14 protein-coding genes are annotated in these 14,517 nt (G+C 64.3%); 8 read left to right on the plus strand and 6 right to left on the minus strand.

Annotated elements, in window-relative coordinates; genetic code table 11:
* Nucleotides 1-20 precede the first annotated feature (20 nt).
* Both glpX and recJ read left to right on the plus strand, forming a co-directional pair.
* Nucleotides 21-1,004: a class II fructose-bisphosphatase gene (gene glpX / locus QAZ22_RS18370; protein ID WP_278202157.1), complete on the plus strand. Its 984-nt coding sequence runs from the start codon at nucleotides 21-23 to the stop codon at nucleotides 1,002-1,004.
* A gap of 140 nt (nucleotides 1,005-1,144) precedes the next feature.
* The gene (gene recJ / locus QAZ22_RS18375) at nucleotides 1,145-2,929 is read left to right on the plus strand and encodes a single-stranded-DNA-specific exonuclease RecJ (RefSeq protein ID WP_278202158.1); all 1,785 of its coding nucleotides are present in this window, start codon (nucleotides 1,145-1,147) and stop codon (nucleotides 2,927-2,929) included.
* A 20-nt stretch (nucleotides 2,930-2,949) separates the two neighbouring features.
* On the opposite strand, the gene QAZ22_RS18380 is transcribed toward recJ, so the two are convergent.
* The 3 genes from QAZ22_RS18380 to folE all read right to left on the minus strand — a co-directional run bounded on the left by QAZ22_RS18380 (nucleotide 2,950) and on the right by folE (nucleotide 5,363).
* Entirely contained in the window at nucleotides 2,950-3,921 is a 972-nt protein-coding gene (locus QAZ22_RS18380) for a patatin family protein (protein WP_278207880.1), read from the minus strand.
* Nucleotides 3,922-4,005: 84 nt separating this feature from the next.
* Nucleotides 4,006-4,464 carry a phosphoribosyl-AMP cyclohydrolase gene (hisI, locus tag QAZ22_RS18385; RefSeq protein ID WP_278202159.1) on the minus strand — a complete coding sequence of 153 codons (459 nt, stop codon included), beginning with the start codon at nucleotides 4,462-4,464 and terminating at the stop codon, nucleotides 4,006-4,008.
* Nucleotides 4,465-4,736: 272 nt separating this feature from the next.
* Nucleotides 4,737-5,363 carry a GTP cyclohydrolase I FolE gene (folE, locus tag QAZ22_RS18390; protein ID WP_040969653.1) on the minus strand — a complete coding sequence of 209 codons (627 nt, stop codon included), beginning with the start codon at nucleotides 5,361-5,363 and terminating at the stop codon, nucleotides 4,737-4,739.
* Between the two features lie 236 nt (nucleotides 5,364-5,599).
* Between folE and QAZ22_RS18395 the strand changes: the two genes are divergently transcribed.
* Nucleotides 5,600-6,046: an iron-sulfur cluster assembly scaffold protein gene (locus QAZ22_RS18395; RefSeq protein WP_278202160.1), complete on the plus strand. Its 447-nt coding sequence runs from the start codon at nucleotides 5,600-5,602 to the stop codon at nucleotides 6,044-6,046.
* Nucleotides 6,047-6,059: 13 nt separating this feature from the next.
* On the opposite strand, the gene QAZ22_RS18400 is transcribed toward QAZ22_RS18395, so the two are convergent.
* On the minus strand, nucleotides 6,060-6,965 hold the full coding sequence (locus tag QAZ22_RS18400; RefSeq protein WP_278202161.1) for a LysR substrate-binding domain-containing protein: 906 nt from the start codon (nucleotides 6,963-6,965) through the stop codon (nucleotides 6,060-6,062).
* A gap of 328 nt (nucleotides 6,966-7,293) precedes the next feature.
* Here QAZ22_RS18400 and yidD point away from each other — a divergent pair, with 328 nt between their 5' ends.
* Both yidD and blaOXA read left to right on the plus strand, forming a co-directional pair.
* Nucleotides 7,294-7,668, plus strand: coding sequence for a membrane protein insertion efficiency factor YidD (yidD, locus tag QAZ22_RS18405; protein ID WP_278202162.1), 375 nt, complete (start codon nucleotides 7,294-7,296; stop codon nucleotides 7,666-7,668).
* Between the two features lie 140 nt (nucleotides 7,669-7,808).
* Nucleotides 7,809-8,618 carry a class D beta-lactamase gene (gene blaOXA, locus QAZ22_RS18410; protein ID WP_278202163.1) on the plus strand — a complete coding sequence of 270 codons (810 nt, stop codon included), beginning with the start codon at nucleotides 7,809-7,811 and terminating at the stop codon, nucleotides 8,616-8,618.
* Nucleotides 8,619-8,621: 3 nt separating this feature from the next.
* On the opposite strand, the gene QAZ22_RS18415 is transcribed toward blaOXA, so the two are convergent.
* Nucleotides 8,622-9,467, minus strand: a complete 846-nt coding sequence (locus tag QAZ22_RS18415) for an SAM-dependent methyltransferase (protein WP_347566916.1) — start codon at nucleotides 9,465-9,467, stop codon at nucleotides 8,622-8,624.
* 216 nt (nucleotides 9,468-9,683) lie between these two features.
* On the opposite strand from QAZ22_RS18415, the gene thrS reads away from it, so the two are divergent.
* Both thrS and QAZ22_RS18425 read left to right on the plus strand, forming a co-directional pair.
* Nucleotides 9,684-11,657 (plus strand): threonine--tRNA ligase, encoded by a 1,974-nt coding sequence (thrS, locus tag QAZ22_RS18420; protein WP_278202164.1) that lies wholly within the window; start codon nucleotides 9,684-9,686, stop codon nucleotides 11,655-11,657.
* Between the two features lie 176 nt (nucleotides 11,658-11,833).
* Entirely contained in the window at nucleotides 11,834-12,775 is a 942-nt protein-coding gene (locus QAZ22_RS18425; RefSeq protein ID WP_278202165.1) for a GNAT family N-acetyltransferase, read from the plus strand.
* A 28-nt stretch (nucleotides 12,776-12,803) separates the two neighbouring features.
* Here the strand turns inward: QAZ22_RS18425 and QAZ22_RS18430 are convergent, their stop codons facing one another.
* Entirely contained in the window at nucleotides 12,804-13,769 is a 966-nt protein-coding gene (locus QAZ22_RS18430) for a hypothetical protein (RefSeq protein ID WP_278202166.1), read from the minus strand.
* Between the two features lie 162 nt (nucleotides 13,770-13,931).
* Here QAZ22_RS18430 and QAZ22_RS18435 point away from each other — a divergent pair, with 162 nt between their 5' ends.
* Nucleotides 13,932-14,516: a nitroreductase gene (locus QAZ22_RS18435; RefSeq protein ID WP_278202167.1), complete on the plus strand. Its 585-nt coding sequence runs from the start codon at nucleotides 13,932-13,934 to the stop codon at nucleotides 14,514-14,516.
* Nucleotide 14,517: the final 1 nt, after the last annotated feature.

A 14,517-nucleotide genomic window follows, 5' to 3' on the forward strand; every position in this document is an offset into this window, starting at 1 on the left:
TCAACGAGGAATGCCCATTCATGAACATGGCCCAGAACATCGCAGCCGGCCTCGACCGTATCCTCACCATGGAAGTGGTGCGCGTCACCGAGCGGGCCGCCGTTGCCGCCGCCCGGCTGCGCGGGCGCGGCGATGAGAAAGCCGCCGACCAGGTCGCCGTCGATGCCATGCGCCAGGAGCTCAACCGCCTGGCCATCAAGGGCACGGTGGTGATCGGCGAGGGCGAGCGTGACGAGGCGCCGATGCTCTATATCGGCGAGGAGGTCGGCACCGGCAAAGGCCCGGCTGTCGACATCGCGCTCGACCCGCTGGAAGGCACGACGATCTGCGCCAAGAACCTGCCCAATGCGCTCGCCGTCATCGCCATCGCGGAAAAGGGCAGCCTGCTGTTCGCGCCCGACGTCTACATGGATAAGATCGCCATCGGGCCCGGCTACGCCGAGGGCATCATCGACATCGACGCCCCGCCGGCGGAAAATATTGCCAACCTCGCCAAAGCCAAGGGCGTGGCGGTGTCCGACATCACCGCCTGCATCCTCGACCGGCCGCGCCACGCCAAGCTGATCGACGCCGTGCGCGCCACGGGCGCGGCGATCCGGCTGATCGGCGACGGCGACGTCGCTGGCGTCATTCACACCACCGACCCGGAAGAGACCGGCATCGACATCTATCTCGGCACCGGCGGCGCGCCGGAAGGAGTGCTGGCCGCGGCGGCGCTCCGTTGCACTGGCGGACAGATGCAGGGCCGGCTGATCCTCGACACGCAGGAGAAGGCGGCACGCGCCGCAAAGATGGGCATTTCCGACCCGAAGCGGGTCTATCGCGCACAGGACATGGCGCGCGGCGACGTGCTGTTTGCGGCAACCGGCGTCACCGACGGCAATCTGCTCGACGGGGTCAGGTTCGGCCGCACCTTCATCACCACCCACACCATCGTGCTGCGCTCGTCCTCGCGCACCGTGCGCGAGATCAAGGCGCGTCACCAGGATCTGGAAAAGTTTTGATTCGTCCTGCCCACTCGTTTGACACAATCGCCGACGGGCAACCGTTCCACAGTTTTCCTGGAGTTGCCGACTTTCCCGGAATTGCTACCGCCGTCGCATATTGATATCTGCCGAAGGATGATCTGCGGACGGCGCGTCGCATGACGGGCGAAAGACGTTTCTTCCTCGATGTCAGGCAGTCGGCGACCGGTGTCTCCTGGGAGCACCGGCTTACCGAGCGGCAGGACATGGCCGCTTTGGCCATCGCGCAAGGCCATGGGGTGCCGGACATCGTCGCGAGGGTGCTCGCCGGACGTGGCGTGACAGCCGAGCAGACCGAGCGCTTCCTCGATCCGACCATTCGCGAGCTTTTGCCGAATCCGACCTCGCTCACCGACATGGAGAAGGCGGCGGCGCGGCTGGCGGAGGCGATCGTGGCCGGCGAGAAGGTGGCGATCTTCGGCGACTACGATGTCGACGGCGCCGCCTCGTCGGCGCTGCTCAAGCGCTTTCTCGCGCATTTTTCGGTACCATCCGAAATCTATATTCCAGACCGCATCTTCGAAGGTTACGGCCCCAATCCCGAAGCCATGCGCGAGCTCATCTCGCGCGGCGCGAAGCTGATCGTCACAGTCGACTGCGGCACCAACAGCGCAGCATCGATCGAGGCGGCCAAGCAGGCCGGCGCCGATGTCGTGGTGCTCGACCATCACCAGGTCGGCGGCGCGCTGCCGGCGGCCGATGCGGTGGTCAACCCGAACCGGGAGGACGATCTTTCGGGGCAGGGGCATCTGTGCGCCGCCGGCGTCGTCTTCCTGTGCCTCGTGCAGACGGCGAAGGTGCTGCGCGAGAAGCTGCCGGACGTCGCGCCGTTCGACCTGCTGTCGCTGCTCGACCTCGTCGCGCTGGCGACGGTTTGCGACGTGGTGCCGCTCACCGGCGTGAACCGCGCTTTCGTGGTCAAGGGACTGCAGATAGCGCGCCAGCAGAGGAACGAGGGGCTGGCGGCGCTTGCGCGGGTTTCACGCATCGGCGAGCCGATCAACACCTTCCATCTCGCCTATCTGATCGGGCCGCGCATCAATGCCGGCGGGCGCATCGGCGATGCGGCGCTCGGCAGCCGGTTGCTCGCCACCGACGATCCTGTGGAAGCGGCAAGCATTGCCGAGACGCTCGACCGGCTGAACCAGGAGCGGCAGCAGATGGAAATGGAGATGCTGGCGCAGGCGCGTGCCGAGGCCGATGCCGAGCTTACCGGCGGCAATGGTCCTGCCATCGTCGTCACCGCCAGCAATAGCTGGCATCCCGGCATCGTCGGTCTGCTGGCCTCGCGGCTCAAGGACCATGCGCGCCGTCCTGCTTTCGCCGTTGCCTTCAACGCCAATGGCATCGGCACAGGTTCGGGACGCTCGGTCTCCGGTTTCGATCTCGGCCGGCTGGTGCGCGAGGCGGCGGAGGCCGGGCTGATCGTCAAGGGAGGCGGCCATGGCATGGCGGCCGGCATCACCGTCGAGCGCGCCAAGCTTGGCGCGCTGCGGGCCTTCTTCGAGGAGCGCGCCGCGGCGGACGTGTTCCGGCTGCAGAGCGAGGAAAGCCTGGCGATCGACGGCGCCTTAGCCGCCGAGGGGGCGACGCTGGCGCTTCTCGATGCGCTGGAAAAAGCCGGCCCGTTCGGCGCCGGGCACATCGCTCCGGTGTTCGTGCTGCCGCGCCACCGGCTCGCCGATGCGCGGCCGATCGGCACCAACCACATCCGCGCCGACCTGCAATCGCAAAGCGGCGGCAACCTCCAGGCAATCGCATTCCGCGCCGTCGACACCGCGCTTGGCGAATTCCTGTTCAAGAACAGGGGCAAGACCGTGCATGTCGCCGGTTCGCTGTCGGGCAATTACTGGAATGGCAACCGGACGGTCCAATTCCGCATCACGGACGCCGCGGTTGCTTGAACTTTGACTGCGGTTTCGGATCAGGCGAGCACCGTCTGCAACCGCGTCAATTCGCTGATCTGGGACATCGTCGCCTGATAGCCGAGGCGGATCGCCTCGTCGGCGCGATGGAATTCGGTCAGGCCGATATGGCTGAGCTTCGGCTGCAGCGACATGTCTGGTGGGTCGCCGGCGAGCCTGGCGCGCGAAATCCGGTCCTGGATGATGTTGAAGGCCTCGACCATGACGCCGGTGATGCCGAGGCGCGTCTGGTGCGGCTGATGCTGAGGGTTGACCTGGCCGGGGCGCGGCGCGTCGCTCTCGACGACGAGCTCACCCGCGCTGTGCTTGATGACCGCGGCACGTCCGAACAGATCGTAATGCAGGTTGACGGCCACCACGAGCGGCTGCTCGTAGGCACGGCAGACAGACACCGGCACCGGATTGACCAGCGCGCCGTCGACCAGCATGCGGCCGTTGCAGTTCACTGGCGAGAAGACGCCGGGCAGCGCGTAGGACGCGCGCATGGCGGTGATCAGCGAGCCGTGCGACAGCCAGATTTCGTGGCCGGTGCGGATTTCGGAAGCGACGGCGACGAAAGGCTTCGACAGGTCCTCGAAACGGATACCGTCCACGTGCTCACGCAGACGCGCATCGAGCTTCATACCGCCGAACAGGCCGCTGCCGCGCAGATTGAGATCGAGAAGCCCGAAGATGCGGCGCTTGGTCAGGCTCCTGGCGAATTCCTCCAGCTCGTCCAGCTTGCCGGCAAGATAGCAGCCGCCAACGAGCGCGCCGATCGAGGTACCGGCGATCATCGACACTTCGATGCCGGCTTCGTCCAGAGCGCGCAGCACACCGATATGCGCCCAGCCCCGGGCGCAGCCGCCGCCGAGCGCCAGCGAAATGCCCGCCTTCCTCGCCGTTTTCGATCCGGGCACGCCGCCGGACGATGCAGGGCCGTTGGCTTCCTGAACGTCAGGTCTGCTGCGCAATGACGCCCATTCGAGCATCATGATCTCCCTTGTCCCGTATCCCTTCTACATCAAGGATATTTGAGAATAGTGAATGTGAGTGGTTTGTGAATATTGAATGGTTCACACCGGCTTCCGATACGTTTGTTGCGCATCGAACAGCGGCTTGCTGCCATCGTCGGCAAGCGTCGCCTTGCCGTCGTCGAGCCCCACCGTCCGATAAAAGCAGGAACGCCTGCCAGTGTGACAAGTTGCGTCGTGGCCCAATACTTTGACGCTCAACCATATCGCGTCCTGGTCACAATCCGTGCGCATCTCGACGACGCGTTGGAAATTGCCCGAGGTCTCGCCCTTCTTCCACAGCGCGTTGCGTGAGCGCGACCAATAATGCGCGACGCCGGTTTCCAGCGTCAGCGCCAAAGCCTCCGCGTTCATATGCGCGACCATCAAAAGCATGCCGTCGCCGGCGTCGGTGACGACGACGGTGACGAGGCCGGCTGCATCGAAGCGCGGAGAAAGAACGGTGCCTTCCTCCAGCGCCTTCTTGTCTGCTGGAGCTTCGGGAAATTGCAGTGCCGACATCGCCGGTCCTTGTTTTGATCCATGCTGATATTCAGCGGAGGCCGGGCCTGCGTAAACGGCGGCTCCTTGCGCTTCCGGTGCTCGCGTACTTCAAATACGCTCCGCTCCGGATTTCGGAAACCACCATTTTCGACTCAGCCTACGCCTTTAGCAGGTGACGGCGGGCGCTTAAAGCGCGTCGCGATCTTTCAGATTCGCTCCATGCGCTTTAGGTTTTTGATTTTAAGCATGTCTTTATCCCGAAACCGGTTCCCACTTTCGGGAGACATGCTTTAGGCGCGCACCATGGTGACGAAGCGCACCTGCTCCTCGGGCGTGTCCTTGAAGACGCCGGTGAAGGTCGAGGTGAGCGTGGTCGAACCCTGCTTGCGGATGCCGCGCATGGCCATGCACATATGCTCGGCCTCGATCATGACGGCGACGCCGCGCGGATTGAGCACGTCCTGGATGACGCCGGCGATCTGCGCGGTCATCGCTTCCTGCGTCTGCAGGCGATGCGCGAAAATGTCGACGACGCGGGCGATCTTCGAGAGGCCCACGACCTTGCCGTCCGGCAGGTAGCCGACATGCGCCTTGCCGATGATCGGCACCATGTGGTGCTCGCAATGGGAGTGGAACTTGATGTCCCTGACGATGACGAGATCGTCATAGCCGGCCACTTCCTCGAAAGTGCGGCCAAGCTCCTCGGCCGGGCACATGTCGTAGCCGTTGAACATCTCGCGGAAGGCCTTGGTGACGCGCTTCGGTGTATCGACGAGGCCTTCGCGATCCGGATTGTCGCCGGTCCAGCGCAAAAGCGTGCGCACGGCGGCCTCGACCTCAGCCTCGCTCGGGCGATCGGTGACAGGCTTCTCCATATAGGAGGCGGGGGGCATGAGTTTCTTGATGACGGCATCCATAAAGGCGTCTCCCGTAGTCCCACTCAAAGGTGGGACGAGTTGAACGGACCACGACCTTTCGGGTGAAACTCGCCCGGTTTCCAGCCCGTAAGCGGCGTGAACAGATGAGCAATGACAATGGCTTGAGCTTGCCTTGTCGATGCCCGGCTGCCAGCATTATATATGGTCGTGCAGAGCGAAAGGAAGACGCAACAGCGGCAAACCCTGTTCGCTTGGCGGCGACGGATTGGAAAAATATGATCGACGACGTCTACAATGCGAAAATTCTGGGCTTCGCTGGAAACATTGCGCGGATCGGCCGGCTCGACCACCCCGATGCGACCGCCAGGGCGCACTCCAAATTATGCGGCTCGACGGTCACCGTCGACCTCAAGATGGATGGCGATATCGTAACCGATTTCGCTCATGACGTGAAAGCCTGCGCGCTCGGCCAGGCATCCTCGTCGATCATGGCCCAGCATGTCATCGGCGCCAAAGCCGGCGAGCTGCGCGCGGTGCGCGAGACCATGCTGAAGATGCTCAAGGAAGACGGCGCGCCGCCGGAAGGCCGGTTTGCCGACTTGAAGTATCTGGAGCCGGTGCGCGACTACAAGGCGCGCCACGCATCGACAATGCTGACCTTCGACGCGGTGGTCGACGCGATCGGCCAGATCGAGAAGAAGCGCGCCGGACAGGCGGCTTGAGGACACTCCCCTACTAGGCCGCGCCCCTGCTTTGGGCAAATTCGCTCCGTATCCAGTCGGCGAAAGCCCTGGCCGGCTCGGAAAGATCCCGCAAATTTCTCGCCACCAGCCAGTAGGCGCCGGACGCGACGTCGATGTCGAAGGGCTTGACCAGCGCGCCGGAGGCGAGCTCGTCGCCGATCTGCAAGAGATCGCCGAGGGCCACGCCATGGCCGAGGAGTGCGGCCTGCTTCGAGAGCGAAGCGTCGGAGAGCATCGGACCGCGCGCCGGCACGGCATCGGCCGGCACGCCGGCCGCCTCGAACCAGCGCGCCCAGCCCTGGCGGTTTTCCTCATGCAGCAGTGTGTAGTGGCGAAGGTCGACCGGCTTCTCAAGGGGAGGGCCGGACGCCAGCAGCGCCGGCGACAGGACCGGTGAATCGACGGTCGAGGCCAGCCGTTCGGCATTGCTGCGCGGCCACGCGGTCGCGTGCGCGCTGAAGCGCAAGGCGAGCTCGGGCTGGTCGCCGCGGAACTCGATCAATCTCGGATCGACGTCCAGGGAAACGTCGATATCGGGGCGCAACTGACGAAACCGGTTGAGCCGCGGCACCAGCCATACCGCTGCAAGCGAAGGTTCGACGCTGACGCGCACTAGCGACTGTGCCGGCGAGCCCGCAAGTTCCGAAAGCAAGCGATCAATGTCGTCGAAGCTTCTAACCAGTTGGTCGAGCAGCCGGCGTCCGGCATCCGTCAGCTCGACGCGGCGGTGGAGGCGGACAAACAGCGGCTGTCGCAGGAAGGTCTCGAGCTCGCGGATCTGCCGGCTGATCGCGGCCTGCGAAACATAAAGCTCCTCCGCCGCGCGGCTGAAGCTCAAATGCCGGCCGGCCGTTTCGAAACTTCGCAATGCCGTCAGCGGCAGCCGGCCCCGCTTCATATCGCATAACCTCAAGTTATCTGACGCGGAAATTATACTCGTTTGAGGGCCAAGGCCAGCGGCGGTCTAATCGGACTCGAAGGAGCAACTGCCATGAACCAGTTCCTGGCCATTTTGAGCGACGTCATGCGGATCGCCACCTTTCAGTGGCACGGCGAAGCCCGGCACGGACGCGGCTGCCATGACCATCGGCATATTTCATGTCACCACTCACCGTGGACGGACAGGTATCCTAACCGTCGCTCCAGACCATGAGGGCAAAAGATCATTGCGTTCACGATTCGAAGCCCACATCTATCGCGAAGAAGAACGCTGTGGAGCAAGGTGGTTGGCTGACCACGATGGGCATACGCATGGCGCCCGGCCGATCCGGCACGGGCGCAACTGGCCGGGACCTTGGCGCAAGACTCCGGGACGCATCCTTGGCACGTCGCTGGTGCGCCTTTACCAACTGACGCTTTCCGGCTTCGTCGGCAACAGCTGCCGGCATCTGCCGACCTGCTCCGAATATGCGCATGAAGCGATCGCCCGCCATGGCCTGTGGGCCGGAGGCTGGATGGCGCTGTTTCGGGTTTCTCGCTGCGGACCGTTCGGAACGCACGGCATCGACCGCGTGCCGGAGACGCTTGGCGCGCGCTATGTCTGGTTCATGCCGTGGCGCTACTGGCAGCTCGGCCGGAAACGCGGGCAAGCGGAGCGCTGACCGCATCGACTTTCCGCAGGCCGTGTTTACGATCTGGTAGGGTTAACGCCAAGCTGCACAAACACTGCCAATTTGAAACAAAATCGAGACAAGACGCCTCGCTAAGCCGCTTCCCGTAATCCCTTTCCGGAGTGGCTTCGATGCGCCAAATGGACCGCTATCCCTTCTTTATTGCCATTATTCTGTTCCTTCTGGCCTGGATGCTCGGCCTGCCGATGCGGGCGCAATCGGCACCGCTCGAGGACATCCACTGCACGCTGATCCAGGATTCGGAAAGCGGCGCGACGCTTTACCAGGACGGTGTGTGCGACCGGCGCGTCAGCCCGGCTTCCACCTTCAAGGTGCCTTTGGCGCTGATCGGCTACGATTCCGCAATCCTGAGCGACCAGCATACGCCGAGCTGGGACTACAAGCCGGAGTTCAACGCGGTGAAGCGCGACCGCAAGACCGTCGACCCGACGATCTGGGAACGCGACTCCATCATCTGGTATTCGCGCGAGATCACGCGCCGGCTGGGAGCGGATCGTTTCGCCGGCTATGTCTCGAAGTTCGTCTACGGCAACGCGGATGTTTCGGGGACCGCCGGCAAGAACGACGGCCTCACCAATTCTTGGGTGGATTCCTCGCTCGAAATCTCACCCGTCGAGCAGACGGCGTTCCTGCGCCGGCTGCTCGCCGGCAAAATGCCGGTTTCGGCCAAGGCGCATGAGATGACGAAAGCGATTATCCCAACCTTCGAGTCGGGGGACTGGACCGTGCAGGGCAAGACCGGCAGCACGAGGCTCGGCAAGAGCAAGCGTTCGCTCGGCTGGTTCGTCGGCTGGGCCGAGAAGGACGGACGTCGCATCGTCTTTGCAAGGCTGGTCGTCGACACGAAACGCACCGACACGCCGAAGGGGCTCGCCACGCGAGCGGCGTTCCTGAAGGATCTACCGCAACTGGTAAAGTAGTTCTCAGACGCTGCGGCGGGCGCGCAGGATGTGCCCGCCAGAATTGCGGCGGCCGGCTTCGGGAGTCCTGGCAAAACGGACGGCAATGTCGCCGTTGTCGAGATCCTCGATCTCATCGAAGCCGAGATCGGCGAGCGACTTCGCCAATTCATCGGGGACCAAGAAGCTGATCCAGGGCTCGCCGATCGCCGCGACACGCGCGGCATAGAAGGCAAGCGTCGCCTGGCCCGCGGCGTCGCGGTTCCCGGCCGGCTCGCTGTAGTCGAAGACGACTTCCGAACCGGGGATGCCTGCAATGTAGTCAAGCGTGGTAAAAATCGCTTCGCGCGTCAGGTAGGGCACGACTCCCAGCCAGATGAAGAAGCTCGGCTCGGTCGTGTTCAGACCAGCCGCCGCCAATTCGCCTGCCAGACTCTGGCGTTCGAAATTGACCGGCACGAAGGCGGCCCCTGCCGGCTCGGCAAGACCGGCCTCGGCGATGCGTTGGCGTTTCCAGGCCTGTGTGGCCGGATGATCGACCTCGAACACCGTGACGCCCGGATATGGATTGCGCAGCGCAAAAGTGTCGAGGCCGGCGCCAAGCACCACGACCTGTCGCACGCCGCGCCGCACCGCCGCCGCCAGCCAGTCCTCGGCAAGGCGAGCGCGTGAGGCAACGAACAGGCGCATGCGACGCCCGTGCTCGTCTTCCTGCGAGAGTTCCCCGGCGTTCGGCGCGGCCTCGCCCAGAATCGCGAGCGCATAGGGATCGCGAAACAGCGCCGCCTGCGGTGAAAACTGATGCAGCGCCCGCAAGCGTGCGACGCGAAGGGCGGTTCGGCTGGGTGTGGCGTCTTCCATTCCGGTCATCCAAATCTGTCCCGGCATTATTCGCAAGCCTTCGCGACCGGCCTGCGACATCGCTGGCGACAATTCCTGACGGGCCGCTCTTTACCTGAGGCGGCGCTGCCTCTAAAACCGCGCCCGCCGGCCCTCCGGCTAACCCCTCTGCATGCCCCAGCGCATTCCTGCGACATGCATTTTCACCACCCGCGCTCGTTTGCGGGACTGGATAGGAGAAGATTGATGCTGAATTCCGTTTCCCTGACGTTTCCCGATGGTTCGGTCCGCGAGTACGACGCGGCGATGACCGGCGCCGGTCTTGCCGAATCGATCTCGAAGTCGCTGGCCAAGAAGGCCGTGGCCTACAGCCTCGATGGCACCGTGCGCGATCTTTCCGATCCGCTCGGCAAGTCCGGCAAGGTCGAGATCATCACCCGCGAGGATCCGCGCGCGCTGGAACTCATCCGCCATGACGCGGCACATGTGCTGGCCGAGGCCGTGCAGGAGCTTTGGCCGGGAACGCAGGTGACCATCGGGCCGGTGATCGAGAACGGGTTTTACTACGACTTCGCGCGCAACGAGCCGTTCACGCCGGACGATTTCCCGGCGATCGAAAAGAAGATGCGCGAGATCATCGCCCGCAACAAGCCGTTCACCAAGGAAGTCTGGTCGCGCGAGAAGGCGAAGAAGGTCTTTTCCGACAAGGGCGAGCGCTACAAGGTCGAGCTGATCGACGCTATCCCCGAGGATCAGGAGATCAAGATCTACGCGCAGGGTGATTGGTTCGACCTCTGCCGCGGTCCGCACATGGCCTCGACCGGGCAGGTCGGCAATGCCTTCAAGCTGATGAAGGTGGCGGGCGCCTACTGGCGCGGCGATTCCAACAACCCGATGCTGACGCGCATCTACGGCACCGCCTTCGCCGACCAGGCGCAGCTCGATGCCTACCAGACGCTGCTCGAGGAAGCCGAGAAGCGCGATCACCGCAAGCTTGGCCGCGAGATGGACCTGTTCCATTTCCAGGAAGAGGGGCCGGGCGTCGTGTTCTGGCATGCCAAGGGCTGGAAGATGTTCCAGAACCTGGTCAACTACATGCGCCGCCGCCTCGACGAGCACGGCTACCAGGAAGTCAACGCGCCGCAGGTGCTGGACAAGAGCCTTTGGGAGACGTCGGGCCACTGGGGCTGGTATCGCGACGCGATGTTCAAGGTCACCGTCGCCGGCGACGATACCGACGACGACCGCATCTTCGCGCTGAAGCCTATGAATTGCCCCGGCCATGTGCAGATCTTCAAGCATGGGTTGAAGTCTTACCGCGAACTGCCCGTGAAGCTTGCGGAGTTCGGCAACGTGCACCGCTACGAGCCATCGGGCGCGCTGCACGGGCTGATGCGCGTGCGCGGCTTCACGCAGGACGATGCGCATATCTTCTGCACCGAGGAGCAGCTCGCCGCCGAATGCCTGCGCATCAACGACCTGATCCTGTCGACCTATGCCGATTTCGGCTTCGACGAGGTCGCCGTGAAGCTGTCGACGCGGCCGGACAAGCGCGTCGGCACCGACGAGGCCTGGGACCATGCCGAGGCGATCATGAGAAACGTGCTGGAGACGATCCGCACGCGCTCCGGCAATCGCATCAAGACCTCGGTCAATCCGGGCGAGGGCGCTTTCTACGGCCCGAAGTTCGAATATGTGCTGAAGGATGCCATCGGCCGCGAATGGCAGTGCGGCACCACGCAGGTCGACTTCAACCTGCCGGAGCGGTTCGGCGCCTTCTATATCGGCTCGGATTCGGAGAAGAAGCAGCCGGTCATGGTGCATCGCGCGGTGTGCGGCTCGATGGAACGCTTCCTCGGTATCCTGATCGAGAACTATTCCGGCCATTTCCCGCTGTGGTTCGCGCCGCTGCAGGTGGTGGTGGCGACGATCACCTCGGATGCCGACGAATACGCGATGAAGGTCGTCGATCGGCTCAAGGCGGCTGGCCTGCTGGCCGAAGCCGACCTGCGCAACGAGAAGATCAACTACAAGGTGCGCGAGCACAGCCTGGCCAAGGTGCCGGTCATCCTCGTCTGCGGCAAGCGCGAGGCGGAAGAGGAGACCGTCAACATCCGCCGGCTCGGTTCCCGTGACCAGGAATCGCTCAAGCTTGCGGATGCGGTGACGTCGCTCGCCGAGGAGGCGGTCTCTCCGGACCGCAAGCGCCGCGCGGCCTGATTTTTCCCAAACACTCTTAAAGCGCATCGCGCTGCGACGCGCTTTAAGTTCTTCGTTTTGATGCATGTCGTTTTCCCAAACCGCCGCACACTTTTGGGCGACATGCATCGGAATGGCGGTGGCATGGTCCACCGCCATTTCACACGCCTGTCACGCCAAACCTGTAACGAGCCGCCATGCTCAAGCTGAAACTGCGGGAAAGGCCGTTTCCCGAGCTCTCCTACGCCAACCAGCATCAGCCGGCGCTGACGCGATGGTTCATCCATTCCGTCGAAGGCCTGTCGGGCCGCGACCGGTTTGCCGTGCTCTATGATTTCTGGCGGCGCCAGGTGGCGCCGACCGGTGAGCGCGTGTTCAGCCGCATGCTGGAACTGATCGACGTCAGGGTGCGCAACGCCGGCCATTGGCCGCCGGTGAATTTGCCGGACACGCCGCTGGTTATCGTCGCCAACCATCCGTTCGGCATCGGCGACGGCATTGCCGTGCTGTCGCTCGCCGAGCAACTCGGGCGGCCGTTCCGGGTCATGATCCACAAGGATCTGCTCAAGATCCGCGAGATGGAAGCCTATTCGCTGCCGATCGATTTTTCCGAGACCAAGGAAGCGCTGAAGAACAACATGGCCGTGCGCCACGAGGCGGTGCGGCTGCTGAAGGAAGGCGTCACCATCGTCGTCTTCCCGGCCGGCGGCGTCGCCACGGCGCCGAAGGGTTTCGGCCGGGCGATCGACCTGCCCTGGAAGATGTTTCCGGCCAAGCTCATCCAGGAGGCCAAGGCCTCGGTCATTCCGATGCATTTCTCCGGCCAGAACGGCCGCCTGTTCCATCTGGTCAGCGGCCCCATGAACATGGCCGAGCGCGACAGCCGCGTGGCGAAGTTCGTCGGCAAGGCGTCGCTGACGCTGCGCACGTCCTTGCTCATCCGCGAGTTCGCGCGGCTCTCCGGCAAGGCGATCGAGGTGCGCCTCGGCGATGTTCTGAGATGGGGTGAGCTCGAGCCGCTGCGCGACCGCAAGACGCTGCTCGACCGGCTCTATCGCAGCGTCTTCGACCTCGCGCCGCCGGCTGCGCCGCGCGGGCGCGTGCCGTTCCTGCCAAAGCGGATGCGGAAAGCCGCCTGAGCCTTTTGGCAATTCCGGACCGAAAACCTCAGTCCGCGCCTTCCTCGGGATCGATGGCGGACGTTTCGTTGGCCACGACCTCGATCTCCTGGTTCTGGCCCGCCACGACGGTGAAATCCTTCTGGTAGATGCGGTCGCGGTTCTTGGCGATGATGGTGTACTGGCCCTCGGCCAGCACCATCGAGGCGAAGGCGCCGACGGCTTCCTTGATCGGATCGCCGGATTCGTTGAGCAGCGACCATGAGGTGTCGGCGATGGCTTCGCCGCCGGGCTCGCGCACGAGCTTCATCGTCATCTCGGCCGCGCGATGCTCGACGGTGGCTTCGGTCAGCTTGCCGGCCTCGACTCGGATGTCGGAGCGGATCACGGCGTTGACCGCGCCATAGGTGGAGACGACGTGGTAGGTGCCGGCATTCAGCCGCACCACCGTATTCGGCTCGACATCGGGGACGATCAGCGCGCGGTCGCCGTTGGTCGCGGCCTGGCCTTCATAGATCGCAAAACGGAGCTTCTTCGGCGGAATATGCGCGCCGCCCGAGGTCACGGCGTCGAGCTTCAGGCCGCCGGCATCGAGGACGAGGTTCTCGCGCTTGGCATCCTTGCCGACGGTGATGCGCTTGGTGGCGCCGGCCCGCCCGTAAGAGGCATGGACCAGATAGCTGCCGGGGTCGAGCTGGAACACCGCCGTGCCGCCATGCGCGGACGCCACCATCGGCAGCTTGCCGTCGCTGGCGGGTTCCGGCTTGAACACGCGCCAGACGATGCCGCGGGTGATGTCGGCGCCCTTGTCGGTCAGTTGCGCCGAAAGGGTGATCGCGCCGCCGCTACCCAGCGCCAGCGACCTCTCGCTCTTCGGCGTCGCATAGCTTGAAATGCCCGGCAGCTTGATGTTGCCGACGTCGTTGGCGTTCTGGGCCAGCGCGAACGAAACCGGCACCGCGAACAGCGCGGCGATGAGCCCGATCACGAAAAGGCGCAGAGTCCCCTCAAACATGCCTTGCGTTGAAGCCCAAGGCGGTGGCAATTTCAAGGCTCAAGAGCCTGCCGCCTCCCGCCAGGGCTCTTTATCCGGCGCATAACGCGCCATTGCCCGAGCCGCCCGACCTCCCGATGGCGTGCTTCAGCTCAAAATTGAATGCTTAGGAGACTTGCGCCCATGGCGTCGCCGATCATCGACTTCCTGCTGACCCGCAATTCCGCGCCGATTCCCGACCTCAAGGAGCCGGCGCCGAGCGATGCGGAGATCGCCACGATGATCGCGGCCGCCTCGCGCGTTCCGGACCACGGCCGGCTTGAGCCCTGGCGGTTCGTCCTCTACCGCGGCGAGGCACGGGTCGAGATCGGCAGGAAGCTCGCGGCCCTTGCAGAGCAGCGCGAGGGGCCGCTGCCCGAGGGGCGGCGCAATCAGGAACTGGCGCGCTTCTCGCGCGCGCCGCTGGTGATCGGCGTGGTGTCGGTGCCGCGGGAGAACCCGAAGATCCCGCAATGGGAGATGTTCCTGTCGGGTGGAATGGCGGCTATGAATCTGATGATTGCGGCCAACGCGCTGGGCTATGGCACCAACATGATCAGCAACTGGTATTCCGACGTCGCGGAGGGCAGGGCGATCCTCGGGCTGTCGCCGCAGGAGCGCGTCATCGGCTTCGTCCATATCGGCTCATACCAAGGGCCAGCGCCCGAGCGGCCGCGGCCCGATCCGGCGAAGCTCTATGCCGACTACGCGGGACCCTGGGCCGGCTGAC

The sequence above is a fragment of the Mesorhizobium sp. WSM4906 genome, assembly GCF_029674625.1.
Lineage (GTDB): Bacteria > Pseudomonadota > Alphaproteobacteria > Rhizobiales > Rhizobiaceae > Mesorhizobium.